We start from the raw sequence: 23,593 nt of genomic DNA, 5'->3' as shown, positions 1-23,593 counted from the left end.
GTCAGAGCCTCCGGGTCGCGAGGGTCAGCCGGTCGCGGGCGTCGAACAGGGCGTCCTTGACCATCTGTTCGTGCGCCGGCGTGAGCCGGGCGACCGGCACCGAGCAGCTGATCGCGTCGCGCGCCGGAGTGCGGTACGGGATCGCGACGCCGAAGCAGCGCAGCCCCAGCGTGTTCTCCTCGCGGTCCACCGCGTACCCCTGCTCGCGGATGAGACGCAGTTCCTCGATCAGCTTCTCGCGGTCGGTCAGGGTGTGCTCCGTCAGTGCGGGCAGCGTCTCGGGCAGCATCTTGCGGACCTGCTCGTCGCTGTGGGTGGCCAGCAGCGCCTTGCCGAGCGAGGTGGAGTGGGCGGGCAGCCGGCGGCCGACGCGGGTGAACGGGCGCAGGTAGTGCTGGGACTGCCGGGTGGCGAGGTACACCACGTTCGTCCCGTCCAGGCGGGCCAGGTGGATGGTCTCCGTGGTGTCGTCGGAGAGCCGGTCCAGGGTGGGGCGGGCGGCGGCGACGACCTCGTCCCCGTCGATGTACGAGGTGCCGACGAGCAGGGCCCGTACCCCGATCCCGTACCGCGTGCCCGTCGCGTCCGTCTCGACCCAGCCCAGCTCCACCAGCGTGCGGAGCAGCATGTAGAGGCTGGACTTGGGGTAGCCGACGGCCTCCTGCACGGCGGCCAGCGAGTGCATACCGGGGCGCCCCGCGAAGTATTCGAGGAGCTCCACCGTCCGTACCGCAGACTTGACCTGTGTCCCACCGGACTCGGCAACCGACATCGCCCTGTGCCCCTTCCAGCCTTCTTGTACTACCTGCGCAACGCTGCGACTTCTTGCCAACACGGAACGCCCGGAAATAGAGTCCCTTGCGTATTCACGATCAGGAACTCTGTTCAGAATACCGAACAACTCCTGATGTGTGGCAGTGGACCGGAAGGAAACACGGTGGCAGCAGCACCAGTCTGGAGCGTCGACCCCCGAACCGGGAACCCGCGTGAGCAGGTTGCGGTGGAGGCTACAGCGGAGGAGGTCGACCGCGCGGTCCGGGCCGCGCATGCCGTACGCGACTCGCTGGCCGACCGCACGGTGCGCGCCGCGTTCCTGCGGACCGCGGCCGATCTGCTCGCCGGGGCGGGCGAGCACGTCATCGAGGCCGCCGACGCGGAGACCGCGCTCGGCCCGGCCCGTCTGACCGGCGAACTCGCCCGTACGGCGGCGCAGTTGCGGGCCTTCGCCGAGGTCGTCGAGGAGGGTTCCTTCCTCGACATCCACATCGACCACGAGGACGGTGGCCGGATCCCGCCGTGGCCGGACCTGCGCCGCTACAAGATCCCGCTCGGTGTCGTGGCCGTCTACGCGGCGAGCAACTTCCCCCTCGCCTTCTCCGTCCCCGGCGGTGACACCGCGAGCGCGCTCGCCGCGGGCTGCCCGGTCGTCGTCAAGGCGCACCCCGACCACCCCGCCACGTCCGAGCTCTGCGCCTCGCTCCTGCGCAGGGCCGCCGCGCAGAACGGCCTGCCCGAGGACGTGGTGGCCGTCGTGCACGGCTTCGACGCGGGCGTCGAGCTGGTCAAGCACCCCCTTGTCAGCGCGGCCGGGTTCACCGGTTCGATCCGTGGCGGCCGGGCGCTCTTCGACGCGGCGGCGGCCCGCCCCGTCCCGATCCCCTTCCACGGCGAGCTCGGCTCCCTCAACCCCGTCGTCGTCACCGCGGCGGCCGCCGCCGAACGCGGCGACCAGATCGGCACCGGGCTCGGCGGCTCCATGACCATGGGCGCCGGACAGTTCTGCACCAAGCCCGGCTTCGTCTTCGCCCCGTCCGGCGAGGCCGGCGACCGGCTGCTGAAGTCCCTCACCGAGGCCGTCAGCGACACCGGCGCCGGGGTCATGCTCGACCACCGGATGCGGGACGCCTTCGTCGCCGGTGTGGCCGAGCGTGCCGCACTCCCGGACGTGGAGGCCCCCGTCACCCCCGGCGCGGGCAGCGAGCACACCGTCGCCGCGGGCTTCCTCACCGTCCCCGCGCGGCGACTCGCCGAGGAAGGCCCGCACGACGCGCTGCTGGAGGAGTGCTTCGGCCCCGTCACCGTCGTCGCGCGCTACGACTCCGAGGCCGAGATCACCACCGTCCTCTCCCGCCTGCCCGGCAACCTCACCGCCACCCTCCAGATCGCCACCGAGGAGGCCGACGGCAGCGCCGCCGGTCTGCTGTCGGCGCTCACCCCGCTGGCCGGACGCGTCCTGGTCAACGGCTGGCCCACGGGCGTCGCCGTCGCCCCGGCCCAGCACCACGGAGGCCCCTACCCGGCCACCACCTCCACCTCCACATCGGTCGGCGCCACGGCGATCGAGCGCTGGCTGCGCCCGGTCAGCTACCAGTCGACCCCCGACGCCCTGCTTCCACCGGAGCTGCGCGAGGACAACCCCCAGGGCCTGCCCCGCCGGGTCGACGGGCGGCGCGCATGACCGAGCGGCTTCCCGAACTGCCCTTCGTCCTGGAGGCGTTCGGCCCCGAGGGCGACTGGACGTACGGAGCCGGTGTGCTCACCGGCCGGGCGGGCGCCCGGCAGGACCGTTTCGTCCCGCCGGGCGGCCACTCCCTGGAGCCCGCCTCCGACGCCCCGCGCCTGCTGGGCGCCGTGCCGGAGGGTGACTTCCAGCTGTCCGCCCGGGTGAAGGTGGGCTTCGCGGCAGCCTTCGACGCGGGCGTCCTCTACCTGCATGTCGGTGAGCGGGACTGGGCGAAGCTCTGCTTCGAGCTGTCCCCGGCCCGCCCCACCATCTGTACGGTCGTCACCCGCGGCCACTCCGACGACGCCAACTCCTCCGAGGTGGAGGGCGACACCGTCTGGCTGCGGCTCAGCCGCACGGGCGACGCGTTCGCCTTCCACGCCTCGGCCGACGGCGAGAAGTGGACCTTCGTCCGCGTCTTCACCCTCGGTACGGAGCAGGAGCGGGCCTCGGTCCGGGCCGGCTTCCTGGTCCAGTCGCCCACGGGGGAGGGGTGCGAGGTGTCGTTCGACCGCATCGAGTACCGGCCCGCCGGCCTCGGCGACCTGCGCGACGGCAGTTGACGGTCAGCGGCACGCCCACCCCCCGGCCCCGGCCGGGGGGTGGGCGCGTTCTCCACAGCGTGAGCCAGAGGTGGCCCGGACCCAATGGTGCGATGAACGCCGGAGTCAGGTGGGCGGGGGCCAGCAGGGCGCGGTGCGCCGCGGCCCGCTCCAGCAGTGCCTCGCGGGAGGCGCGGGCGGTGACCGGGTCGCGCTCGTGGGCGTAGGCGACGGCCGGCTCAGGGTTTCGCTGCGGTGGTCCCTTTCGGCGGGGCACTCGGGCCCGTGCGTCGCGTGAACGCGGCGCGGTAGGCGCTGGGTGTGATTCCGGTTCGTTTCGACAGGTGCTGGCGCAGTGCGTCGGTGGTTGCGAGGCCGCTGTAGCGGGCGACTTGGTCCATCGGCAGGTCCGTGGTCTCCAACAGCTCCTGCGCCCGGTTGACCCGCTGGTGGAGAAGCCACTGCAAGGGGCTGAGGCTGGTCTCCGCGTGAAACCTGCGCGTCAGCGTACGGACGCTGGTGCGGGCATGGGCGGCGAGGGCGGCACGCGTGAGCGGTTCATGCAGTCTTTCGAGTGCCCATGCGCGAGTGTCGGCCAGCGAGGTGCCGTTCTCGGGTGGCAGCGGTGTTTCGATGAACTGAGCCTGTCCTCCGGGGCGCACGGGTGCTGCCACCACCAGACGGGCGACGGCGTTGGCTGCCGCGGCGCCGTAGTCGGTGCGTACCAGGTGCAGGCACAGGTCGATGCCGGCGGACAGTCCGGCGGAGGTGAGCACGTTGCCGTCCTCGACGTACAGCACGTCGGGGCGAAGGTCGACCTCCGGGAAGCGGCTGCGGAACTCGTCGGACTTGGCCCAGTAGGTGGTGGCCCTGCGGCCGTCCAGCAGCCCTGCCTGGGCGAGGACGAACGCCCCGGTGCAGATCGAGGCGACGCGCCTGCCCGCGGCCGACGCACGTGACAGCACTTCCAGTACGCGGGGATCGATATCCTCTCGGGCGCCGGTTCCGGTGACGATCACGGTGTCGGCGTCGGCGACCGCCTCCAGCCCGCTGGGGACGGAGACCTCCAGACTGCCACTGGTGGCGACGGGTCCAGGCTGTGCCGTGCAGATGCGCACTTCGTAACCGGGGCGGCCATCCACGGACATTTCGCCCAGCACCAGCTCGGGAATGGACAGGTCGAATGTAGTGGCCGGGGGAACAGCAATGACGGCGACTCGATGCATGGCCCGAAACTCCAGGTATTTGGCATTCGGGCCACTACCTTACGGATCACTCCGCGCGCAGGGTGGTGAAGGCGGCGGCGGGCCTGTTGGCCCGTCGGCCCGCTCCACTTCCATGACCAGGAGAGAACGCGTGTCCTTGCATCTCATCGTCGGTGCCGGAGCCACCGGATCGGCCACGGCCCGTCTGCTGGCTGACTCCGGTGAGCAGGTCCGCCTCGTCACCCGCCGCGGCAGCGGGCCGGTACATCCGCGGATCGAACGTGTCGCCGCCGACGCCACCGATACCGCCCGGCTTGTCGAACTGGCCACTGGGGCGGACGTCTTGTTCAACTGCGCCATGCCGCCGTACGACCGCTGGCCTGCCGAATTCCCACCCCTGGCCGCCGCCCTGCTGGCTGCGGCCGAACGTACCGGAGCGGACTACGTCATGCTCGGTAACACCTATGGCTACGGGCCGATCGAGGGTCCCCTCACCGAGGACCTGCCCATGGCGCCCACCAGCCGCAAGGGAATCGTCCGGTCACAGATGTGGCACGACGCCTGCGCCGCCCATGCCGCAGGCCGGGTGCGGGTGACCGAGATCCGAGCCAACGACTACCTCGGCGTCGACGCGTACTCGCCGTTCACACTGATGGTGGGGGCACAGGTGCTGGCCGGCTCGCCTGCCTCGTACCCAGGAGACCTCGACGCACCGCACAGTTGGTCCTACACCGGGGACGTGGCGGCCACCCTCATCGCCGCCGCCCGGCACGACGAATCGTGGGGCCGGGCTTGGCACGTGCCCTCCGTGTCAGAGGCATCGGTGCGCGAACTGGCCACGCACCTCGCCGAGGCGGCTGACGCGCCGGCGCCGCAGCTGCACCGTATGACTGTCCAGGAGCTCCAGGACATCGGGCGCACCGATCCGGTCATCGCCGAGTTTCCTGAGATGTTGTATCTGTACGACCGGCCCAACATCCTCGACGCGTCGTCGACCGCGAAGGCCTTGGACGTAACTCCTACCCCGCTCGACGGCGTCCTGGCAGATATGGCCGCGGAGCATGCCCGGTCCGTGCGCTGACGGCTTGCCCGCTCCAGGGTCGTGATCCAAGCCACACGGGTTGGGTCACATATCCAAGTCCGGCTCCACGTACGTGAATTAATCTGCCCGACCCGGCAACCTGTGCGGCACCTGCGGCGACCCATGAGTGCACCCCGCACTCAGTCGTACCGAGAAAGGGCCCCCCATGCGCACCCATCTCCGCAGCCGCCGAAGCCGTATCACGGCGCTGGCCGCCGCCTTCACCGTCGCAGCGCTCACCGTCGCGGTGCTCCCCAACTCCGCAGGCGCCGCCGAGTCCAGCCCCGTGGGCTTCGGCGCGGGCACCACCGGCGGCGGCAGCGCCTCCGCGGTGACCGTCAGCAGCCTCGCCGCGTTCAAGACGGCCGTCACCGGCGACACCGTCAAGACGGTCAAGGTGAGCGGTCTCATCTCGCTCAGCGGCCAGGTCGACATCGGTTCCAACACCACCGTGCTCGGCGTCGGTTCGTCCTCCGGATTCACCGGCGGCGGCCTGCGCCTCAACAGCGAGTCGAACATCGTCATCCGCAACCTGAACATCAGCAAGCCGCTCGCCCCCTCCGACGGCATCACGGTCCAGAACTCCACGAAGGTCTGGATCGACCACAACTCCTTCTCCGCGGACCGTGACCACGACAAGGACTACTACGACGGCCTGCTGGACATCACGCACGCCTCGGACAACGTCACCGTGTCCTGGAACACCTTCAAGAACCACTTCAAGGGAAGCCTCGTCGGGCACAGCGACAGCAACGAGAGCGAGGACAAGGGCCATCTGCGCGTGACGTACCACCACAACCACTTCCAGAACGTCTTCTCCCGCATCCCGAGCCTCCGCTTCGGCACCGGCCACTTCTACGACAACTACGTCGAGGGCGCGGACACCGCCGTGCACTCCCGTATGGGCGCGCAGATGCTGGTCGAGAACAACGTCTTCCGCAACACGAAGATCGCGATCACGACCAGTCGCAGCAGCGACGAGGACGGCTACGTGGTCCAGCGGGGCAACGACCTCGGCGGAGCGGCCACGGAGATCTCCCGGACGGGCTCGTTCACCACGCCGCCGTACTCCTACACGGCCGAGCCCGCCTCGTCCGTCGCGGCCTCGGTGACCGCGGGCGCGGGAGCCGGCAAGATCTGACCCACGACGGGTGAGTGAGGGGTGCGCGGCCCGGACGCGGGCGGCGCACCCCTCAGCGGTCGGCCGCGAACCGCACGAAGCGGGCCCAGTGGGCGGGGGAGACCGTCAGGTGGGGGCGGGTAACGTCCTTCGAGTCGCGCACGAGGACGGCGTGGCCGCTGGAGGCGACCTCGACGCATTCGCCGCCGGCGCCTGCGCTGTGGCTGCTCTTGAACCAGTTGAGTTCAGTGCTCATCGCTCTCCCGGCAACCTCTCGATCAGCGCCAGGGACTCGTGGGGGCTGAGGGCCTGACCGCGAATACTTCCGTATCGTGCGGCAAGAATACGTACCTCTTCGGCGTCGGTGATCAGTCGGTTTGTGCTCTGTACCTCAAGGTAGGCGAGTTGCCCGCGTCCCTTGGGAGTGAGGAGGATGAACGGGCCCTCCAGCGCCGAGTGGTCTTCGCACGCCATGGGGAGAACCTGAACTGTCGTACTGCGCAGCCGCGCGAGGTGCTGCAAGTGCTTGAGCTGACCGTTGCGCACCTCGTCCCCGCCTACCGATCTGCGCAGCACGGACTCGTCAATGACCGCGCTCACCATGGGGGAAGGCCAACGGGCGAGCGTCTCCTGACGTGCGAGCCGTGCCGTGACCCGCTGCTCGATGGTGGCTTCGTCCAGCAGCGGTTGTCGTGACATGAAGGTCGTCCGCGCGTACTCCTCCGTCTGAAGAAGGCCCGGAACGGTCGGCGTGCTGAAGAAGTTGATCTCCACCGCATCCGCCTCCAGCCGCGCGCAGTCCCGGAACCACGCCGGATGCTTCACCCGCGCGCGGGCCTTCGCCCGGGTCACGTTCTTCTTTGCGGTCCGCAGCAGCCCGCCCGCTCCCAGCGCTTCGTCCGCCGCGTCCAGGAACTCCGGCTGCGGGGTCCGGCGTCCGCGTTCCAGCGAGCGGACCAGGTCCTCGCTGTAGCCGAGCCGTTCGCCGAGTTCCCGCTGGGTGAGATCCGCCCGTTCACGGAGCAGCCGGACCTGGCGTCCGACCACCCGGAACAGGTCCGCCGCGCCCTCCGAGTCGTCGTTCTCCCCGATCGCGTCCGTCAGCTCCATCGCTGTCCCGTTCCGTCCCACGCGCCACGCGGCGGACAACCGGTACCGGTCGTCGCGCGCACCGGTACACGCACGTCGCGTACCGCGGTCACTCCTGGTCAGCGTACGGTCACGCGGCCACGCCGAGTGGCGTGGAGAGCGAATCCGTACACCCAGGTAGGCAACAAGCGGCGGCCCCGGCCCCGCAGTTCACGCAGCTGCTGAGCGCCACCCGGCGAGGTGCCCGGCTCGCACGGCTGCTCGCCGTGGAGCAGCTCGTCGCGTGGGGCAGGCCGCGGCACGGCGAACGTACCGACGCCGCCGCACTCGTCGTCGCCGAACTGGCCGCCAACGCGGTGCTGCACGGGCGGCTGGAGGGGAGGGGCTTCCGGCTGGGGCTCGTGGGCCTGCCCGGCGAGGGGCTGCGCGTCGAGGTCACCGACCCGCGAGGGGAACGCCTCCCCGTGCGGTCCCGGGACGGGCACGGGCTGGTCGTCGTCGAGGCGCTCGCCGTGGAGTGGGGTGTGCGGCCGTTCCCGCCCTCCGGGAAGACGGTCTGGGCGGAGATCGGCGGGAAACGGACGGTGTGACCGAGAGGCGGGCGCGTAGGCTCACTGATCATGAACGTACTGATCTCGGTCGACATGGAGGGCATCTCGGGGATCGTGCACACCGCCGAGACGAATCCGGACCGCTACGAGTACGAGCGCGGCCGGGCGCTGATGACGGCCGAGGCGAACGCCGTGATCGCGGGTGTCCTGGACTCCGAACCCCATGCAGTGGTGCGCGTCGCCGACGCGCACGGGCCGTTCCGGAACATCCTGCCGGAGGACCTGGACCGGCGGGCCCGGCTGGTCCGGGGCAAGCCGCGCCCGCTGGGCATGCTCGGCGGGATCGACGAGGACACCGACGCGCTGCTGCTCATCGGCTACCACGCCCGGGCCGGTGAGGGGCCCGGCGTGATCACGCACACCATGAGCGGCGACATCCTCGACGTACGCGTGTCCGGCCGGTCCATGGGCGAGATCGGCCTCAACGCCGCGATGGCAGGGCACCTCGGGGTGCCGGTCGTGATGCTCAGCGGCGACGACGTCGCCTGCGCCGAACTGCTCGACCTGGTTCCCTCCGCGGCCACCGTCGCGGTCAAGGAGGCGATCGGTGCGGCAGCCGCCGTCACCCTGCACCCCCAGGAGGCACGGGAGCGGCTGCGCACGGCGGCTGCCGAGGCGATCACGCGGCGCGCGCAGGTCCCGCCGCTGACCGTCACGGGGCCGGTGGACATCGAGGTCGACCTCGGCAGCCCGTCCTCGGTCGACCTGGCGACGCTGGTGCCCGGGGTCTCGCGCGTCGGGGGCCGTACGGTCACTTTCACGGCCACCGATTTCGCCGAGGCGTACCGTCTGGTCCTCCTGCTCGTACAACTCGCCGCCATCAGGCCAAGTTGAACAGGCGGGGAATCAGCCGCGCCGGTTGAACGTTTCACGGGCGGCGGAGGACGGCTCCGCTCCCGTACGGCAGAGCTGGAGAGAAGAAGAGTCATGCGCGTCGAGATCTGGAGCGACATCGCCTGCCCCTGGTGCTACATCGGGAAGGCCCGCTTCGAGAAGGGCCTGGCCGAATTCGCCCACCGCGACGAGGTCGAGGTGGTGCACCGCTCCTTCGAGCTCGACCCCGGGCGTGCCAAGGGCGACACCGAGCAGGTGATCGACATGCTGGCGCAGAAGTACGGGCGCACCCCCGAGGAGGCCCGCGGCATGGAGGCCAACGTCGCGGCGAACGCGCAGGCCGAAGGGCTCGGCTACCGTGCGGAGGGCCGTGACCACGGCAGCACCTTCGACATCCACCGGCTGCTGCACCTGGCCAAGGCGCGCGGGCTCCAGGACGAGCTGCTGAGCCGGGCCTACCGGGCGAACTTCGCCGAGGACCGCTCGGTCTTCGACGACGCGGTGCTCGCCGAACTCGCCGTCGAGGCGGGGCTGGACGCCGAAGAGGTCCGTGCGGTGCTGGCCGACCCCGACGCGTACGCCGACGACGTGCGGACCGACGAGCGCGAGGCGGCCGAACTGGGCGCGAACGCGGTGCCGTTCTTCGTGTTCGACCGGCGGTACGGAATCTCCGGCGGCCAGCCGTCGGAGGTCTTCGTCCAGGCACTGGAACAGGCGTGGAAGGACCGCCCGGTCAGCACGCTCACCCCGCTCGGCGGCGACGCGGCGGCCTGCGACGCGGACGGTGCCTGCGAGGTCCCCCAGGGCGCGTCCGACCGGCACGCATGAGTACTCCTTGGGCGCACTCCTTAACTCTTCGTGATTGACGCAGGGTTGGAGGGCAGCCAGGCTGGGCGCATGGAGACGTCTACGATCCACCTGGTCACAGCCGCCGAATTCGCACCGGAGACCACGTACCTCAACACGTCCAGCTGCGGTCTGCTGCCCCGCCGGACCGTCGAGGCCGTCAAGGCGCTGGCCGACGACAACGCCACGGGCCGCCGGGCCGGTGCGGGCAGCTTCGAGGCGGTGGACGGGGCGCGGGCCGGCTTCGCCCGGCTCGCCGGTGTCGGCCCCGACCGGGTCGCCACCGGCGGCTCCGTCGCCGCGCATGTGGGACTCGTCGCGGCCTCGCTGGAGCCGGGTGCCGAAGTCCTCGCACCGGAGGGCGAGTTCAGCTCGGTCGTCAGTCCGTTCGCGGTCCGCGGCGACCTGAAGACGCGGTACGTCCCGCTGGAGGAGCTGGCCGCTTCCGTACGCCCGGAGACCGCACTGGTCGCCTTCTCGGCCGTCCAGTCCGCCGACGGCAGGATCGCCGACCTGGACGCCATCCGGGCGGCGGCCGGAGCGCACGGCGCCCGGACCCTGCTCGACGCCAGCCAGTCGGCCGGCTGGCTGCCGCTGGACGCCGGGGCGTACGACTACACGGTCACCGGCGGCTTCAAATTCCTGCTGTGCCCCCGGGGCGCGTCGTTCCTGACCGTGACCGAGGAGGCGCAGGAAGGGCTGCCCGTGGTGTACGCGGGCTGGGTGTCGGCGGAGGACCGCTGGAACAGCACGTACGGGCCCGTCCGGCAGCTGGCGGTCACGGCCCGGCGGTTCGACGAACCGGCCGCCTTCCTCGCGTACCACGGGGCGGAACGGTCCCTGGAACTGCTGGCGGAGATCGGGGTCGACGCGCTGCACGCCCATGCCACCGGGCTGGCCGCCCGCTTCCGGGCCGGACTGGCCGGCATCGGGCACGAGGCGGTCCCGGGGGAGTCCGCGGTCGTCGCCGTGCCCGGACTCGGCAGCCGTGAACCCGAGCTGGCGCGGGCCGGGGTCATGGTCTCGGACCGGGCCGGGAATCTGCGGGCGGCCTTCCACCTGTACAACACCGAGGCCGACGTGGACCGCGCGCTGGACGTGCTCTCCGGCTGAACCGGGCAAAGGACCCCGGCGGTCACGTGGTGCCGGGGCACCCGTCCGTCTCCTGGCAGAGATTCGCCTCGACCTTGGCGAGCAGCCGGGCCAGCTCCGTACGCTCCGCCGGGTCCAGGCCCGCGAGGGTGTGCTCCTCCAGGACGGACCAGGCGTCGCCCACGGAGGCGTGGAGCCCGCAGCTGTCCTCGGTGGCCTCGACCAGTACGGCCCGCCGGTCGTCCGGGTCGGGGCAGCGACTCACGTGCCCGGCCTGGTCGAGGCGCTGAAGCATCTTGGTCACGGTGGACGGATCCAGGTCCACGGCCTTGATGAGATCCGACTGACGGACCGCCCCGCCGTCCCACAGATGCATCATCAGGAGCTCCTGGCCCGGATAGAGGCCGAGCCCCCTGAGCAGCTTGCCCGCCGCGATCCGGTGCAGCCTGGCGATCCGCGAGACGGCATGGCTGACGGGTCCGCCGCGGGCGGCGCTGGGCAGCGACTCCGGGCAGGCGGCATCCGCGGGGGGCGTGCTGTCGGCCTTCATCAAGGCTCCTCGGGGCGGTGGTGTCGCCCGGTCTCCGTTGTCGGGTCGGACGCCGGCTGGTCCGTGACGTCTCCATGAACTTTACCTTGGTCGGCCAACTAATGAGTTACAGTGGCGCGCAACGGATTAGTTGGCCGACCATGTAATTTTTCGAGGAGCTTTCATGACCACCGTGTTCGACCCCATCGACCTTGCCGGTACCCAGCTCGCCAACCGCATAGCGCTCGCGCCGATGACCCGCAGCCGGGCCGGTGACGGCGGTACGGCCACCGATCTCGTCGTCGAGTACTACACCCAGCGGGCCTCGGCCGGACTGATCATCACCGAGGGCATCCAGCCGTCGGTGGTGGGCCAGGGCTACCCCGGCACCCCCGGACTGCACAGTGCCGAGCAGGTCGCCTCGTGGCGCAGGGTCACCGACTCCGTCCACGAGGCCGGCGGGCGCATCTTCGCCCAGATCATGCACGCGGGCCGGATCGGTCACCCCGTACTGCTGCCGGACGGACTCACCCCGGTCGCCCCCTCCCCGGTCGCGGCACCCGGCCAGGTCTACACCCACGTGGGCCCGAAGGACTTCGTCGAGCCGCGTGAGCTGACCGATGCCGAGATCCGGGCGACCATCGGGGACTTCGCCACGGCCGCCCGCAACGCCGTCGACGCAGGGTTCGACGGGGTCGAGCTGCACGGCGCCAACGGCTACCTGATCCACCAGTTCCTCGCACCGAACACCAACCTGCGCACCGACGAGTGGGGCGGTTCCGAGCAGGCCCGCATCCGGTTCGCCGTCGAGGTCACCAAGGCCGTCGTCGCAGAGATCGGCGCGGAGCGCACCGGGCTGCGCATCTCGCCCGGAAACCCGTACAACGGCATCGAGGAGCCCGCCCCCGACGCCGTCTACACCGCGCTCGTCGCGGAGCTCGAACCGCTCGGGCTCGCCTACCTGCACATCCTGGAGCAGGTCGAGATCCGTGAGCTGACGCTCGCGCTGCGCAAGCAGTTCTCCGGAACCGTGGTCCTCAACGTGCTCACCGACGGACCGACCGGACCGGAGCACCACACGGTGATCGACGACGGGATCGCGGACCTCATCTCCTACGGCGTGCTGTTCCTCGCCAACCCGGACCTGCCGGCCCGGCTGAAGGCCGGCGGGCCGTTCAACACTCCGGACCCGTCGACGTTCTTCGGCGGCGAGGCCAAGGGCTACACCGACTACCCGGCGCTGGGCGCCTGAGGGCCGTCCGCACCCGCCCTTCGCGGCCCGCGACGGCGGGGCGCCGTGGCGGGTCCGTCGCCGGGCGGGCCCCGGAGCACGGACCGCCCGGTGGCGCTACGCCGAGTCCCGGCGGACCAGCTCGGTGGGCAGGATGACCGCGGCCGGGTCCTCCCCGCCTATCTGGGCCAGCAGCACCCGCACCATCTCGGAGCTGATCCGGTCCCACGGCTGGCGGACCGTCGTCAGCTCCGGGCGGGCGGCGAGCGCCGCCGGGGAGTCGTCGAAGCCGCCGACCGCGATGTCCTGCGGCACCCGCCGGCCCGCCTTCTCCAGCGCGGTCAGCACCCCCTGCGCCATCAGGTCGGACGCGACGAACACCGCGTCGATGTCCGGCGCCCGCTCCAGCAGCAGCGAGGCCGCCGCCTCACCGCCCGCACGGCTGTAGTCCCCCGGCACGACCAGCGCCTCGTCGTAGGGGAGCCCGCACTCGGCGAGCGTCGCCCGGTAGCCCGCCAGCCGCTCCACACCGCCCGGGGTGTCCAACGGCCCGGCGACCGTGGCGATCCGGCGGCGCCCCGACTCGTACAGGAAACGCACCATGTCCCGTGCACCGCCCAGGTCGTCCGCCGCCACATAGCTGACCTTCGACCCCTGCCCCAGCGGCTTCCCGCAGGCCACCAGCGGTACGCCGGCGTCGTGCAGCTGGGCGGCCACCGGGTCGCCGGAGTGGCTGGAGACCAGCAGCACCCCGTCCACGTGCCCGGCGATGTACCGCATGTTCCGGCGCCGTTCCGCCTCCGTCCCCGCGATCATCAGCAGCAGCGGTACGTCGTGCGCGGCGAGCGCCGTGGTGCAGCCGCGCAGCAGCACGTTGAAGTTCGGGTCCTCGAAGAACCGCTCCTGCGGCTCGGTCAGCAGGAACGCCACCGAGTCGGAACGGCCGGTGATCAGGGACCGGGCGTGCCGGTTCACGGTGTAACCGGTCCGGCGTATGGCGGACTGCACCGCGTCGAGCGCGGACGGGCTGACGTTGTGACCGCCGTTGAGCACCCGGGAGACCGTGCCACGGGAGACCCCGGCCTCCCGTGCGACATCATGGATCGTCGGCGGCCGGCGGCGCCCCGTGCCGTTCTGTTCTGTGCGGCTCATGGTGCTTGATCTTTCATCAATGGAAGCCCTGTTGAGGAGCTGTCAGGACTTTACGGCGCCGGAGAGCAGGTCGAGGCTCCAGAACCGCTGGATCACGAGGAACAGGGCGATCAGCGGAATGATCGCCAGCAGGGCGCCCGTGATGACCAGCGTGTACAGCGCCGGGGTGCTCGAACCCTGCTGGAGCAGGGTGTAGAGCCCCAGGGTCACCGGGAACTTCTCGTCGTCGCCGAGCATGATGTACGGGAGCAGGAAGTTGTTCCAGACAGCCACGAACTGGAACAGGAACACCGTCACCAGTCCCGGCAGCATCATCGGCAGCGCGATGGTCCGGAAGATCCGCCACTCGCCGCCGCCGTCCATGCGCCCGGCCTCGATCACATCGGCCGGCACGGCCGCCGCGGCGTAGATCCGGGCCAGGTAGACGCCGTACGGGGAGAGGATCACCGGCAGCAGCACCGACAGGTAGGAGTCGGTCATGTCCGCCTTGGCCAGCAGCAGATACTGCGGTACGGCGAGGATCACCGGCGGCATCAGCACCCCGGCGAGCAGGATGTTGAAGACGGTCTCCTTCCCGCGGAAGCGGTACACGGCCAGCGCGTACCCCGAGACCGCGGACACCGCCGTGGACAGCAGGGCGCCCACACCGGCGTAGAAGGCCGAGTTGGCCATCCACTTCCAGTACACCCCGTCGCGGTACTCCGTGAGGTCGGCGACGTTCTCGGTGAACCCGGAGCCGGGCAGGAAGGTGAAGGTGGAGAACAGCTCGCTGCCCGACTTGGTCGAGGCGACCAGGACCCAGACGACGGGCAGCAGGCAGTACAGGGCGCCGAAGAGCAGCGCGGCCGTCGGGACGAGCGGGAAGCGGCGGGGGCCGGTGGCAAGGGACTGCGTACTCATCGGGAGTCTCCCTGCTTCGTACGGGAGTTGGCCGCCTTGAGGAAGCCGAAGGACAGGGCCAGGGTGGCCAGGGCGATGATGACCGCCTGCGCCGCCGCCGCGTAGATGTCGTTGTTGACGAAGGCGTCCTGGTAGACCTTCATCAGCGGACTCCAGGTGGTGGAGAGCGAGTTGGTCAGCGGCTTCAGGGTGGTGGGCTCGCTGAACACCTGGAGCGTCGCGATGATGGAGAAGAAGAAGGTCAGGATCAGCGAGGGCGCCACCATCGGGATCTTGATCCGCAGCGCGATCTGCAACTGCGAGCAGCCGTCGAGGCGCGCGGCCTCGAAGATCTCCACGGGGATCGCCCGCAACGACGTGTAGATCACGATCATGTTGAAGCCGGTGCCGCCCCACACCGCGATGTTGGCCAGGGAGAAGTACAGCGGGCCGCCGTCCAGGAGGTCCGGCTGCGCCAGCCCCGCCTTGTCGAGCAGGAAGAGGAAGGGGCTGACGTCGGGCAAGTACAGGAAGCCCCACATCAGTGCGGCGATGACACCCGGGATCGCGTACGGCAGGAAGATCGCCAGCCGGGTGAAGGCGCGCAGCCGGACCCGTTCGGTGTCCAGCAGCAGGGCGAACAGCAGGGCCAGCCCGAGCATCACGGGGACGACGATCGCGCCGTACCCGAGGATGCGCAGCGCTCCGTGCAACAGCTCCGAGTCGGAGAGCGCGTCGGTGTAGTTGGCCAGTCCCGCCCATATCTCGTCACGGGCACCCTTGCCCAGGCCGAGCCCCTTCACTTCCGTCCGGCGGAAGCTGAGGTGGAGCGCGTACCCGATGGGCAGGGCGAAGAAGAGCAGGAAGAGGACGGTTGCGGGGACCAGGAAGGCGTACGGGGCGCTCTTGACCCCGTACGGCCTCCTGCGGGGTGCGCGTGTCACTCGGAGACTCCGAAGCCCTGCTTCTTGAGGTCGGCGACGGTGGCGTCCTGCATCGCGGTCAGCGCGGGACCGAAGTCCGACTTGTTCTTGGCGGCCTGCGCGAAGTTGTCCTTGAAGGCGGTGTACGCCACGTTCACGTTCGGGCCCCACGCGGCGGGCGCGGTGCCCTGGGCGATCTTGGCGGCCTCGGTGTAGAAGTCCGGCTGGTTGGAGAAGTAGTCCGGGGCCTGGGCGAGCGCCCCACCGGTCTGGGCGGCCGTCGCGGCGGGGTAGATGCCGCTCTCCTTGACGAGTGCGGCGAGCGCCGCCGGGTCCGTGTTCAGCCACTTCGCGAAGGTGGCCGCCGCCTTCTTGTGCTTGGAGTCGTTGGTCACCGCGGTGGAGGAGCCGCCCCAGCTGCCGGTGGCGTTCTCGCCGGCCGTCCACTGGGGGAGCGGGGCCATCGCCCACTTGCCCTTCGTCTCGGGGGCCGCGGTGGTCAGGGTGCCCGGCGCCCAGACGGCGCTGACCCAGGCGACCTGCTTGCCGGTGTTGAGCGCCTTGTTCCAGGCCGGGGTGTACATCGGCTGGTTGTCGATGGCGCCCTCCTTGACCAGGCCGCCCCAGAAGTCGGCGACCTTCTGCGTGGCGGGGTCGTCGATCGCGACCTTCCACTTGTCGCCGCCGGTGGTCCACCACTGCGCCCCGGCCTGCTGGGCGAGGCCGGCGAACAGGCCCGAGTCGTTGGAGGAGAAGGTCGTGAGGTCCTTGTCCGGCGCCTTCTTCTTCAGCGCGCGGGCGGTCTCGGCGAACTCGTCCCAGGTGGTGGGCACGGTCAGGCCGTACTGCTTGAAGAGGTCCTGGCGGTAGTAGAACATCAGCGGGCCCGAGTCCTGCGGCAGGGCGTACAGGGCGTCGGAGCCCAGGGTCGTCTGCTGCCAGACCCCGTCCGCGAACGCGCTCTTCGCGTCGCCCGCCTCCTTGGATATGTCGGCGAGGACGTCGTTGGAGACCAGGGTGGGGAGCGCCTGGTACTCGGCCTGGACCAGATCCGGGGCCTTGTGCGCCTTCGCCGCCGTGATGATCTTGGTGACGAGGTCGTCGCCCGACGCCTGCTTCTTCACCGTGACCGTGATGCCGGCCTCCTTGCCCGGGCCCTTGTTCCAGATGTCCGCGACCTTGTCCAGGCCGGGGGCCCAGGCCCAGTAGGTCAGCGAGGCGGGTCCGGAAGCGGCCTGCTCGTCGCCCCCGTCGTCCGACGAGCCGCAGCCCGTCAGCAGGGCGGCGGCGGCGAGAGTGGCGGCGGTGGTCACCGCGACGGTGCGGTTTTTCATGGTTCTCCCCTGACGAGACGGGCGAGCGCATCGGCCCCGTGGCCGAAAGGACGCTGTGAGCGTTCACAGTAGAGAAACGAAACCGACACTTGTCAATGGTTGTTGCTGTGCGGTTATGTTGGCCCTGCGCCGCCGAGAGTGTGTGTGCACGTTCCCAGAAGTTGTCCAAAAGAGCCAGGAGCTGTCCATGCCGCACTCAGAATCCGCTCCCGCCCCGGTCGGCCTGCACAAGCTGGCGTTCGGCGGCGACTACAACCCCGAGCAGTGGCCGGAAGAGGTCTGGCACGAGGACGTACGCCTGATGCGGGAAGCCGGCGTCACCATGGTCAGCGTCGGGATCTTCTCCTGGGCCCTGCTCGAACCCGGACCCGGCCGCTACGACTTCGGATGGCTCGACCGCCTGCTGGACCTGCTGCACGTCAACGGCATCCGAGCCGACCTCGGCACCCCCACCGTCGCCCCGCCCGCCTGGTTCTACCGCGCCCACCCCGAAGCACTCCCGCTCAGCCGCGACGGAGTCCGTTACGCCTTCGGATCACGCGGCGCGATCTGCCACAGCTCGGCCCCCTACCGCGCGGCCGCGGCGAACATCACCGAGCAGCTCGCCCGCCGGTACGCGAGCCACCCGGCCCTCGCGATGTGGCACGTCCACAACGAGTACGGAGTCCCCGTCAGCGCGTGTTACTGCGACAACTGCGCCGTCCACTTCCGCCACTGGCTCACCGCCCGGCACGGCTCCGTCGACGCGGTCAACGAGGCCTGGGGGACGGCCTTCTGGGGCCAGCGCTACCGCACCCTCGACGAGATCGACCCGCCGCGCACCACGCCCACCGTCGGCAACCCCGCCCAGCAGCTCGACTACGCCCGCTTCGCGGACGCCACCATGCGCGAGAACTTCACCGCCGAACGCGACATCCTGCACCGGCTGGCCCCCGGCGTCCCCGTCACCACCAACTTCATGACCGCCCTCAGCCAGTGCGAATCCGTCGACTACTGGGCCTGGGGCCGCGAGGTCGACCTCGTCACCAACGACCACTACCTGATCACCGACGGCCGCCGGACCCACGTCAACCTCGCCATGGCCGCCGACCTCACCCGCTCGGTCGCGGGCGGCGCGCCCTGGCTGCTCCTGGAGCACTCCACCAGCGGCGTCAACTGGCAGCCCCGCAACCCCGCCAAGCGCCCCGGCGAGATGGCCCGCAACAGCCTCTCCCACGTGGCCCGCGGCTCCGAGGGCGCGATGTTCTTCCAGTGGCGGCAGTCCCGGCGCGGCGCCGAGAAGTTCCACTCCGCGATGGTCCCGCACGCCGGGACCGACTCCCGGGTGTGGCGCGAGGTCAGCGCGCTCGGCGCGGACCTCGGCCTGCTGGACGGCATCCGGGGCACCCGTACCGTCGCCGACGCCGCGATGCTCTGGGACTGGCAGTCCTGGTGGGCGCAGTCCCTGGAGTGGCGCCCCAGCGAGGACCACGACGCCCGCGAGCGCGCCGACACGTTCTACGCCGCGCTGTACGACCAGCACCTCACCGTCGACTTCGCCCACCCGGAGGCGGACCTCTCCGCGTACCCCCTGGTCGTCGTCCCCGCCCTCTACCTCGCCACCGAGGAGACCGGCCGGAACCTCCGCCGGTACGTCGAGAACGGCGGCACTCTCGTCGTCTCGTACTTCTCCGGAATCGTCGACGCCGACGACGCCGTGCACCCCGGCCCCTACCCCGGCGTGCTGCGGGACGTCCTGGGCCTGACGATCGAGGAGTTCTCCCCCCTCGGCCGGGGCGACACGGTCCGCCTGACCACCCCCGAGGGTGCGCCCGAAGGGCCGGACCTGACCGGCGACGTCTGGACGGACGTGGTCATTCCGCGCGGCGCCGAGACCGTCTGGTCGTACGCCGACGGCATCCCGGCCGGCCGCCCCGCGGTCACCCGCAACCAGCTCGGCAAGGGCACCGCCTGGTACGTCTCCACCCGGCTCTCCGGACCCCACCTGGACACCGTCCTGGACCGCGCCCGCACCGACGCCGGCATCGCACCGCGCACCGGCCTCGCCCACGACACCGAGGTCGTGCGGCGCGCCGGGGAGAGCGGCACGTACCTCTTCGCGATCAACCACAGCGACGCCGACACCGAGGTGGCGCTCGACGCCCCCGGCACCGAACTCCTCACCGGCAAGCCCGCCGCGGACCGTCTCGCCGTTCCGGCGGGCGCGGTGCGCGTCGTACGGCTCGACGGCTGAGGCGCACCCCCGCACCGCCCGCACCGCCCGCACCGCCCGCACCGCCCGCACCACCATTCCGCACCACCCCCGTTACCCCGCACAACGGTCGAAGGGACATCGACGATGTACGGAACGACGCACACCCGCAGAAGAGCCGCAGGAACGGTGGCCGCACTGTCCGGCCTGCTGTTCGCCGCACTCCCCGCCCAGGCCGCCCACGCGGCCACCACCCCCGCGAACCCCGGCTTCGAGTCCGGGGCCACCGGCTGGTCGACGTACTCGGCCGGAGGCCAGAACGCCGCCTCCTTCACCGAGGCGGGCGGCCACACGGGCAGCACCAGGCTCAGCCACTGGTCCGCCTCGGCGTACAAGGTCGAGACCTACCAGTACCTCTCCGGCCTCACCGACGGCACGTACACCCTCAGTGCCTGGGTGCGGTCCGGCGGCGGCCAGAACTCCGCCTACATAGCCCTGCGCAACTGCGGCGCCGCCGAGCAGCGCACCGACCTGCCGCCCACCGCCAACGGCGCCTGGATCCGGCTCGTCACCTCCGTCAAGGTGACCGGAGGGGCCTGCACGATCAGCCTCAACTCCGACGCGCACGCGGGGGAGTGGGCCAACTTCGACGACATCACGTTCACCCAGGGCACCACCGGGCTGAGCGTCAAGGGCGGTGACCTCTCCACCCTCCCGAAGAACGAGGCGCACGGCGCGACCTACCGCAACGCGAGCGGTACGGCCGGCGACGCGATGACCATCCTCAAGAACTCCGGGATGAACTACGTGCGTCTCAAGGTCTGGGTGAACCCGGCCGACGGCTACAACAACAAGGCCCGCGTCCTGGCCATGGCCAAGCGCGCCAAGGCCCTCGGTATGAAGACGCTCATCGACTTCCACTACTCCGACGCCTGGGCCGACCCGGGCAAGCAGAACAAGCCCGCCGCCTGGTCCGGCCACAGCTACAGCCAGCTCCGCACCGACGTCTACAACCACACGTACGACGTGCTGAACGCGCTGAAGGCCCAGGGCACCACCGCCGACATGGTGCAGATCGGCAACGAGACCAACGCCGGAATGCTGTGGCCCGAGGGGTCCACGGACAACTGGACCCAGCTCGCCGGCCTCCTGACCTCCGGGGCGAACGCCGCCAAGGCCGTCTCCTCCGGTACGAAGGTGGCGCTGCACCTCGCCAAGGGCGGCGACAACGCCGGCACCCGCTGGTGGTTCGACAACGCCGTGTCGCGGGGCGTCCCCTTCGACGTCGTCGCCCTCTCCTACTACGGCTACTGGCACGGCTCGCTGTCCGAGCTCCAGACCAACCTCGACGACGCCGCGTCCCGGTACGGGAAGCCGGTGCTCGTCGCCGAGACCGCGTACGCCCACACGCTCGCGGACGACGACGGCCTGGAGAACAACGTGGCCACCGCCGGCCAGCTCGTCACGGGCTACCCGGCGACCCCGGCCGGACAGGCGGCCAACCTCCGGGACGTCATGAACGTCGTCGAGGCCGTCCCGAACGGCCGCGGACTCGGCGCCGTGTACTGGGAGCCGGCCTGGACCGCCGTCACCGGCAGCGGCTGGGACCCGGCCGACCCGTCGTCCGGCAACGCCTGGGAGAACCAGGCGGTGTTCGACTACAACGGGAAGCTGCTCCCGGCGGCGAGCTGGTTCTCCCACCGGTAGCGGCTAGAGGGGCGCGCCGTGCCACTTCCACGAGGTGACACGGTCACGGCCCGGCAGATCGGCGCGGCCGGTGGACCAGAGCAGGACGGTCCACCGGTCCGCGTCGTCCGGCGCGTCGGGGAAGAGCCGGGCCAGCACCCGGTCACACAGGTCTGCGGGCGGCGTCCAGGACACGGACAGGCTCTCGGCGACGTCATGGGTGTGCACGAGGGTCTCCACGACACCCATCGCCGCGAATCCCTCCGGGTCGGCGAGCCCGTGCACATGGTGCGAGCGGACGTCCGGCGGGGTCGTCCGCACCATCGCCGTGAGCAGGGCTCCGCTCGCCTCCAGGGTCTCCAGCAGCCCGGCGGACCCCGCCGCCGGGTCCGCGAAGATCGAGTTCGCCGGCCCGCCCTCGCGCTCCGCCGCATACCGGTAGGCCACCTCGGTACCGGTCGGCGGCCTCCGCGGGCCCAGCTGGACCGCGTACGCGAACAGGTCGTCGCTCAGATGCTCCAGCGTCTCCCAGCAGTCCCACGCCAAGGACCCGGCCGGCACCCGCCAGTCGTCCGCCGGGGACTTCGCGAGGGTGTCGACCGCGAGACGGACGGCGAAGGCCACGTCGTCCGCGGTGACCGGCATCCGGGTCCCGCTCAGCGCCGCGCGTTCGGCGGCGCCGCACTCCACGCAGAACTCGTTGCCCTCGGGATCGGCCATCGTCGCCCAGCCACGCCCGTTGGGCCTGCGGTGGTCGCCGACCAGCGCGGCGCCGAGGGCGAGCAGCCGCTCGACCTCCGCGTCACGGCCGCGGTCCTCGGGCCGCAGATCGAGGTGGATCCGGTTCTTCGTGCTCTTGGGTTCGGGCACCGTGACGAACAGCAACGCCGCCCCCGGAGTCTCGACGAGTGCCTCGGGACCGCCGGGCCCGTCCTCGTCGGACACGGAGGCACCGAGCGCCTCGGCCCAGAAGAGTGCCAGTTCATAGGCGTCGGAGCAGTCGATGGTGATGTGCTGTACGAGCGAAGTCATGGGCGCCACTGTCTCCGCAGACCCGGGCCGAGGTCCAGCGAGTTGAGGCCGGGGCTCCGGTGTCCGGAGCCGACGGGTAGGGCGGATCGTCATATATATAGTGACCCGATGATCTCGAACATCAGCCCCCTGGAACTGTTCGTCCTGGTGCCGTTGACGCTCCTCATCCTCTGCGTGCCGTCGTTCATCGCCCACCGCAGGGGAGTGGAGCGCCTGGGGCTGGTCGTCATGGTCAGCGTGATCGGTGCCTTCACGGGCCTGTTCTGGTTCGTGGCCCTGGTCATGGCGCTGACGATGCGCACCCGCGGCCCGGCCCCGACACTTCCGTGAGCCGGAACACCGAAGGGGCGGGACGCGTCGCGCGTCCCGCCCCTTCCGGCCGTCGTACGCGGCCTACTTCACCGGTGTGAAGTCACGCGCCCCGATGAACTCGGGCCGGCGGACCGGAGCCGCGAAGGGCTCCTGCGCCGTGTTCTCCACGCTGTTGAACACGATGAAGACGTTGCTGCGCGGATACGGGGTGATGTTGTCCCCCGAGCCGTGCATCGCGTTGCAGTCGAACCAGGTCGCCGAACCCGCCCTGCCCGTGAAGAGTTTGATGCCGTGGCGGTCGGCCATCTTCGTCAGTGCCTCGTCGGACGGGGTGCCGGCGTCCTGCATCTGGAGGGACTTCTTGTAGTTGTCCTTCGGCGTCTCGCCGGCGCAGCCGAGGAACGACCTGTGCGAACCGGGCATGATCATCAGTCCGCCGTTGGTGTCGTGGTTCTCGGTCAGCGCGATCGAGACGGACACGGTGCGCATGTTCGGCAGACCGTCCTCGGCGTGCCAGGTCTCGAAGTCCGAGTGCCAGTAGAAGCCCGAAGCCCCGAAGCCCGGCTTCACGTTGATCCGGGACTGGTGGACGTACACGTCCGAGCCCAGGATCTGACGGGCCCGGCCCACCACGCGCTCGTCGCTCACGAGCCGAGCGAAGACCTCGCTCAGCCGGTGGACCTCGAAGACGGAGCGTACGCTCTGCGACTTCGGCTCGATGACCGAGCGTTCGTCGGCCCGGACCGCCGGATCGGCGATCAGGCGTTCCAGCTCCGCGTGGTAGCCGGCCGCCTCCTGCGGCGTGACGATCTGGTCGACGGTGAGGAAGCCGTTCTGGTCGAAGCCCTGGAGGTCCTTCGCGGAAACCGGTCCCGGCGCGCCCGGCGCGGACCAGATGACCGGGTCCTGGCGGGGAGTGGTCATCTCGGCGGCGCCGCGCGAGGGGTACAGGTCGGCGCGTGCATCGGTGGTCATGGTTCAGCCCTCCTCTGTCAGCAGCGGGTAGACACCGTTCTCGTCATGGTCCTCCCGTCCGGTGACGGGAGGGTTGAAGACACACACGCAGCGGAAGTCCGTCCTCGGCCGCAGCGTGTGGTGCTCGTGGCCGTTCAGCAGGTACATCGTTCCCGGGGAGATCCAGTGCTTCTCGCCGGTCTCGTCGTTGGTGAGCTCGGCCTCGCCCTCGGTGCACAGCACGGCCTCGATGTGGTTCGCGTACCACATGGACGTCTCCGTGCCCGCGTACAGCACGGTCTCGTGGAGGGAGAAGCCCACCTTCTCCCCGGCGAGCACGATGCGCTTGCTCTCCCAGGTCCCGGAGGCTGCCCTCACATGCCGGTCGGTGTTCTCGATGTCACTGAACGATCGGACGATCACGGTGGGATGGTGCCTTTCTCTTCT

General features: G+C 70.6%; 24 protein-coding genes. 12 read left to right on the top strand and 12 right to left on the bottom strand.

Annotated elements, in window-relative coordinates; translation table 11 throughout:
- Nucleotide 1: 1 nt before the first annotated feature.
- Nucleotides 2-772, bottom strand: coding sequence for an IclR family transcriptional regulator (locus tag OG524_RS08490; RefSeq protein ID WP_329212353.1), 771 nt, complete (start codon nt 770-772; stop codon nt 2-4).
- A gap of 165 nt (nt 773-937) precedes the next feature.
- Between OG524_RS08490 and OG524_RS08485 the strand changes: the two genes are divergently transcribed.
- Nucleotides 938-2,458, top strand: a complete 1,521-nt coding sequence (locus tag OG524_RS08485; RefSeq protein WP_405809679.1) for an aldehyde dehydrogenase (NADP(+)) — start codon at nt 938-940, stop codon at nt 2,456-2,458.
- Nucleotides 2,455-3,066 carry a DUF1349 domain-containing protein gene (locus tag OG524_RS08480; protein ID WP_405391558.1) on the top strand — a complete coding sequence of 204 codons (612 nt, stop codon included), beginning with the start codon at nt 2,455-2,457 and terminating at the stop codon, nt 3,064-3,066. The genes OG524_RS08485 and OG524_RS08480 overlap by 4 nt, the downstream gene beginning before the upstream one ends.
- Nucleotides 3,067-3,284: 218 nt before the next feature.
- Here OG524_RS08480 and OG524_RS08475 read toward each other — a convergent pair whose 3' ends face one another.
- Entirely contained in the window at nt 3,285-4,271 is a 987-nt protein-coding gene (locus OG524_RS08475; protein WP_405391559.1) for a GlxA family transcriptional regulator, read from the bottom strand.
- A gap of 130 nt (nt 4,272-4,401) precedes the next feature.
- On the opposite strand from OG524_RS08475, the gene OG524_RS08470 reads away from it, so the two are divergent.
- Together OG524_RS08470 and OG524_RS08465 are read left to right on the top strand one after the other, a co-directional pair.
- Nucleotides 4,402-5,331, top strand: a complete 930-nt coding sequence (locus tag OG524_RS08470) for an NAD-dependent epimerase/dehydratase family protein (RefSeq protein WP_405391560.1) — start codon at nt 4,402-4,404, stop codon at nt 5,329-5,331.
- Between the two features lie 166 nt (nt 5,332-5,497).
- Entirely contained in the window at nt 5,498-6,472 is a 975-nt protein-coding gene (locus OG524_RS08465) for a polysaccharide lyase family 1 protein (protein ID WP_405809676.1), read from the top strand.
- A gap of 52 nt (nt 6,473-6,524) precedes the next feature.
- On the opposite strand, the gene OG524_RS08460 is transcribed toward OG524_RS08465, so the two are convergent.
- Complete coding sequence (locus OG524_RS08460) at nt 6,525-6,707, bottom strand: DUF397 domain-containing protein (RefSeq protein WP_405391562.1); 183 nt, start codon at nt 6,705-6,707, stop codon at nt 6,525-6,527.
- Nucleotides 6,704-7,561, bottom strand: coding sequence for a Scr1 family TA system antitoxin-like transcriptional regulator (locus OG524_RS08455; protein ID WP_405809674.1), 858 nt, complete (start codon nt 7,559-7,561; stop codon nt 6,704-6,706). Before OG524_RS08455 ends, OG524_RS08460 begins: the two co-directional genes overlap by 4 nt.
- 131 nt (nt 7,562-7,692) lie before the next feature.
- Here OG524_RS08455 and OG524_RS08450 point away from each other — a divergent pair, with 131 nt between their 5' ends.
- The 4 genes from OG524_RS08450 (at nt 7,693) to OG524_RS08435 (ending at nt 10,944) form a co-directional block, all read left to right on the top strand.
- Entirely contained in the window at nt 7,693-8,130 is a 438-nt protein-coding gene (locus OG524_RS08450; protein ID WP_405809672.1) for an ATP-binding protein, read from the top strand.
- 30 nt (nt 8,131-8,160) lie between these two features.
- Nucleotides 8,161-8,985, top strand: coding sequence for a M55 family metallopeptidase (locus OG524_RS08445; protein WP_405809671.1), 825 nt, complete (start codon nt 8,161-8,163; stop codon nt 8,983-8,985).
- 93 nt (nt 8,986-9,078) lie between these two features.
- Entirely contained in the window at nt 9,079-9,813 is a 735-nt protein-coding gene (locus OG524_RS08440) for a DsbA family oxidoreductase (RefSeq protein ID WP_405391566.1), read from the top strand.
- A gap of 69 nt (nt 9,814-9,882) precedes the next feature.
- The gene (locus tag OG524_RS08435; protein WP_405391567.1) at nt 9,883-10,944 is read left to right on the top strand and encodes an aminotransferase class V-fold PLP-dependent enzyme; all 1,062 of its coding nucleotides are present in this window, start codon (nt 9,883-9,885) and stop codon (nt 10,942-10,944) included.
- A gap of 22 nt (nt 10,945-10,966) precedes the next feature.
- Here OG524_RS08435 and OG524_RS08430 read toward each other — a convergent pair whose 3' ends face one another.
- Nucleotides 10,967-11,473, bottom strand: coding sequence for a MarR family winged helix-turn-helix transcriptional regulator (locus OG524_RS08430; RefSeq protein WP_405391568.1), 507 nt, complete (start codon nt 11,471-11,473; stop codon nt 10,967-10,969).
- Between the two features lie 163 nt (nt 11,474-11,636).
- On the opposite strand from OG524_RS08430, the gene OG524_RS08425 reads away from it, so the two are divergent.
- Nucleotides 11,637-12,704, top strand: coding sequence for an alkene reductase (locus OG524_RS08425; protein WP_405809669.1), 1,068 nt, complete (start codon nt 11,637-11,639; stop codon nt 12,702-12,704).
- A 96-nt stretch (nt 12,705-12,800) separates the two neighbouring features.
- Here OG524_RS08425 and OG524_RS08420 read toward each other — a convergent pair whose 3' ends face one another.
- From OG524_RS08420 to OG524_RS08405, 4 genes are read right to left on the bottom strand one after another with little or no spacing between them, the layout of a single operon-like run.
- Nucleotides 12,801-13,835, bottom strand: a complete 1,035-nt coding sequence (locus OG524_RS08420; RefSeq protein ID WP_405391570.1) for a LacI family DNA-binding transcriptional regulator — start codon at nt 13,833-13,835, stop codon at nt 12,801-12,803.
- Nucleotides 13,836-13,877: 42 nt separating this feature from the next.
- Complete coding sequence (locus tag OG524_RS08415) at nt 13,878-14,735, bottom strand: carbohydrate ABC transporter permease (protein WP_405391572.1); 858 nt, start codon at nt 14,733-14,735, stop codon at nt 13,878-13,880.
- Complete coding sequence (locus OG524_RS08410; protein ID WP_405809666.1) at nt 14,732-15,658, bottom strand: carbohydrate ABC transporter permease; 927 nt, start codon at nt 15,656-15,658, stop codon at nt 14,732-14,734. Before OG524_RS08410 ends, OG524_RS08415 begins: the two co-directional genes overlap by 4 nt.
- Nucleotides 15,655-16,971: an extracellular solute-binding protein gene (locus OG524_RS08405; protein ID WP_405391574.1), complete on the bottom strand. Its 1,317-nt coding sequence runs from the start codon at nt 16,969-16,971 to the stop codon at nt 15,655-15,657. Before OG524_RS08405 ends, OG524_RS08410 begins: the two co-directional genes overlap by 4 nt.
- A 187-nt stretch (nt 16,972-17,158) precedes the next feature.
- Between OG524_RS08405 and OG524_RS08400 the strand changes: the two genes are divergently transcribed.
- Both OG524_RS08400 and OG524_RS08395 read left to right on the top strand, forming a co-directional pair.
- Nucleotides 17,159-19,204 carry a beta-galactosidase gene (locus OG524_RS08400; protein ID WP_405809664.1) on the top strand — a complete coding sequence of 682 codons (2,046 nt, stop codon included), beginning with the start codon at nt 17,159-17,161 and terminating at the stop codon, nt 19,202-19,204.
- Between the two features lie 105 nt (nt 19,205-19,309).
- Nucleotides 19,310-20,869 carry an arabinogalactan endo-beta-1,4-galactanase gene (locus OG524_RS08395; protein WP_405809662.1) on the top strand — a complete coding sequence of 520 codons (1,560 nt, stop codon included), beginning with the start codon at nt 19,310-19,312 and terminating at the stop codon, nt 20,867-20,869.
- Nucleotides 20,870-20,872: 3 nt separating this feature from the next.
- Here the strand turns inward: OG524_RS08395 and OG524_RS08390 are convergent, their stop codons facing one another.
- Complete coding sequence (locus OG524_RS08390; RefSeq protein ID WP_405391577.1) at nt 20,873-21,880, bottom strand: VOC family protein; 1,008 nt, start codon at nt 21,878-21,880, stop codon at nt 20,873-20,875.
- 108 nt (nt 21,881-21,988) lie between these two features.
- Between OG524_RS08390 and OG524_RS08385 the strand changes: the two genes are divergently transcribed.
- A complete protein-coding gene (locus OG524_RS08385) occupies nt 21,989-22,210 on the top strand; it encodes a superinfection immunity protein (protein ID WP_405391578.1) in 222 nt (73 codons plus the stop codon).
- Nucleotides 22,211-22,273: 63 nt separating this feature from the next.
- Here OG524_RS08385 and thpD read toward each other — a convergent pair whose 3' ends face one another.
- The gene (gene thpD, locus OG524_RS08380) at nt 22,274-23,167 is read right to left on the bottom strand and encodes an ectoine hydroxylase (RefSeq protein ID WP_405809659.1); all 894 of its coding nucleotides are present in this window, start codon (nt 23,165-23,167) and stop codon (nt 22,274-22,276) included.
- A 3-nt stretch (nt 23,168-23,170) separates the two neighbouring features.
- Nucleotides 23,171-23,569, bottom strand: a complete 399-nt coding sequence (locus OG524_RS08375) for an ectoine synthase (protein ID WP_405386387.1) — start codon at nt 23,567-23,569, stop codon at nt 23,171-23,173.
- Nucleotides 23,570-23,593: the final 24 nt, after the last annotated feature.

This window comes from Streptomyces sp. NBC_01520, from assembly GCF_045040375.1.
GTDB lineage: Bacteria > Actinomycetota > Actinomycetes > Streptomycetales > Streptomycetaceae > Streptomyces.
Note: the sequence above shows the minus strand (reverse complement) of the source record. Positions and strands in the feature narration are given on the sequence as shown.

Bases quoted from the DNA above. Each gene is read 5' to 3' on its own strand.
- OG524_RS08490 (WP_329212353.1), bottom strand. From the start codon at position 772: ATGTCGGTTGCCGAGTCCGGTGGGACACAGGTCAAGTCTGCGGTACGG.
- OG524_RS08480 (WP_405391558.1), top strand. From the start codon at position 2,455: ATGACCGAGCGGCTTCCCGAACTGCCCTTCGTCCTGGAGGCGTTCGGC.
- OG524_RS08475 (WP_405391559.1), bottom strand. From the start codon at position 4,271: ATGCATCGAGTCGCCGTCATTGCTGTTCCCCCGGCCACTACATTCGAC.
- OG524_RS08465 (WP_405809676.1), top strand. From the start codon at position 5,498: ATGCGCACCCATCTCCGCAGCCGCCGAAGCCGTATCACGGCGCTGGCC.
- OG524_RS08460 (WP_405391562.1), bottom strand. From the start codon at position 6,707: ATGAGCACTGAACTCAACTGGTTCAAGAGCAGCCACAGCGCAGGCGCC.
- OG524_RS08455 (WP_405809674.1), bottom strand. From the start codon at position 7,561: ATGGAGCTGACGGACGCGATCGGGGAGAACGACGACTCGGAGGGCGCG.
- OG524_RS08445 (WP_405809671.1), top strand. From the start codon at position 8,161: ATGAACGTACTGATCTCGGTCGACATGGAGGGCATCTCGGGGATCGTG.
- OG524_RS08440 (WP_405391566.1), top strand. From the start codon at position 9,079: ATGCGCGTCGAGATCTGGAGCGACATCGCCTGCCCCTGGTGCTACATC.
- OG524_RS08435 (WP_405391567.1), top strand. From the start codon at position 9,883: ATGGAGACGTCTACGATCCACCTGGTCACAGCCGCCGAATTCGCACCG.
- OG524_RS08430 (WP_405391568.1), bottom strand. From the start codon at position 11,473: ATGAAGGCCGACAGCACGCCCCCCGCGGATGCCGCCTGCCCGGAGTCG.
- OG524_RS08425 (WP_405809669.1), top strand. From the start codon at position 11,637: ATGACCACCGTGTTCGACCCCATCGACCTTGCCGGTACCCAGCTCGCC.
- OG524_RS08420 (WP_405391570.1), bottom strand. From the start codon at position 13,835: ATGAGCCGCACAGAACAGAACGGCACGGGGCGCCGCCGGCCGCCGACG.
- OG524_RS08415 (WP_405391572.1), bottom strand. From the start codon at position 14,735: ATGAGTACGCAGTCCCTTGCCACCGGCCCCCGCCGCTTCCCGCTCGTC.
- OG524_RS08405 (WP_405391574.1), bottom strand. From the start codon at position 16,971: ATGAAAAACCGCACCGTCGCGGTGACCACCGCCGCCACTCTCGCCGCC.
- OG524_RS08400 (WP_405809664.1), top strand. From the start codon at position 17,159: ATGCCGCACTCAGAATCCGCTCCCGCCCCGGTCGGCCTGCACAAGCTG.
- OG524_RS08395 (WP_405809662.1), top strand. From the start codon at position 19,310: ATGTACGGAACGACGCACACCCGCAGAAGAGCCGCAGGAACGGTGGCC.
- OG524_RS08390 (WP_405391577.1), bottom strand. From the start codon at position 21,880: ATGACTTCGCTCGTACAGCACATCACCATCGACTGCTCCGACGCCTAT.
- OG524_RS08385 (WP_405391578.1), top strand. From the start codon at position 21,989: ATGATCTCGAACATCAGCCCCCTGGAACTGTTCGTCCTGGTGCCGTTG.
- thpD (WP_405809659.1), bottom strand. From the start codon at position 23,167: ATGACCACCGATGCACGCGCCGACCTGTACCCCTCGCGCGGCGCCGCC.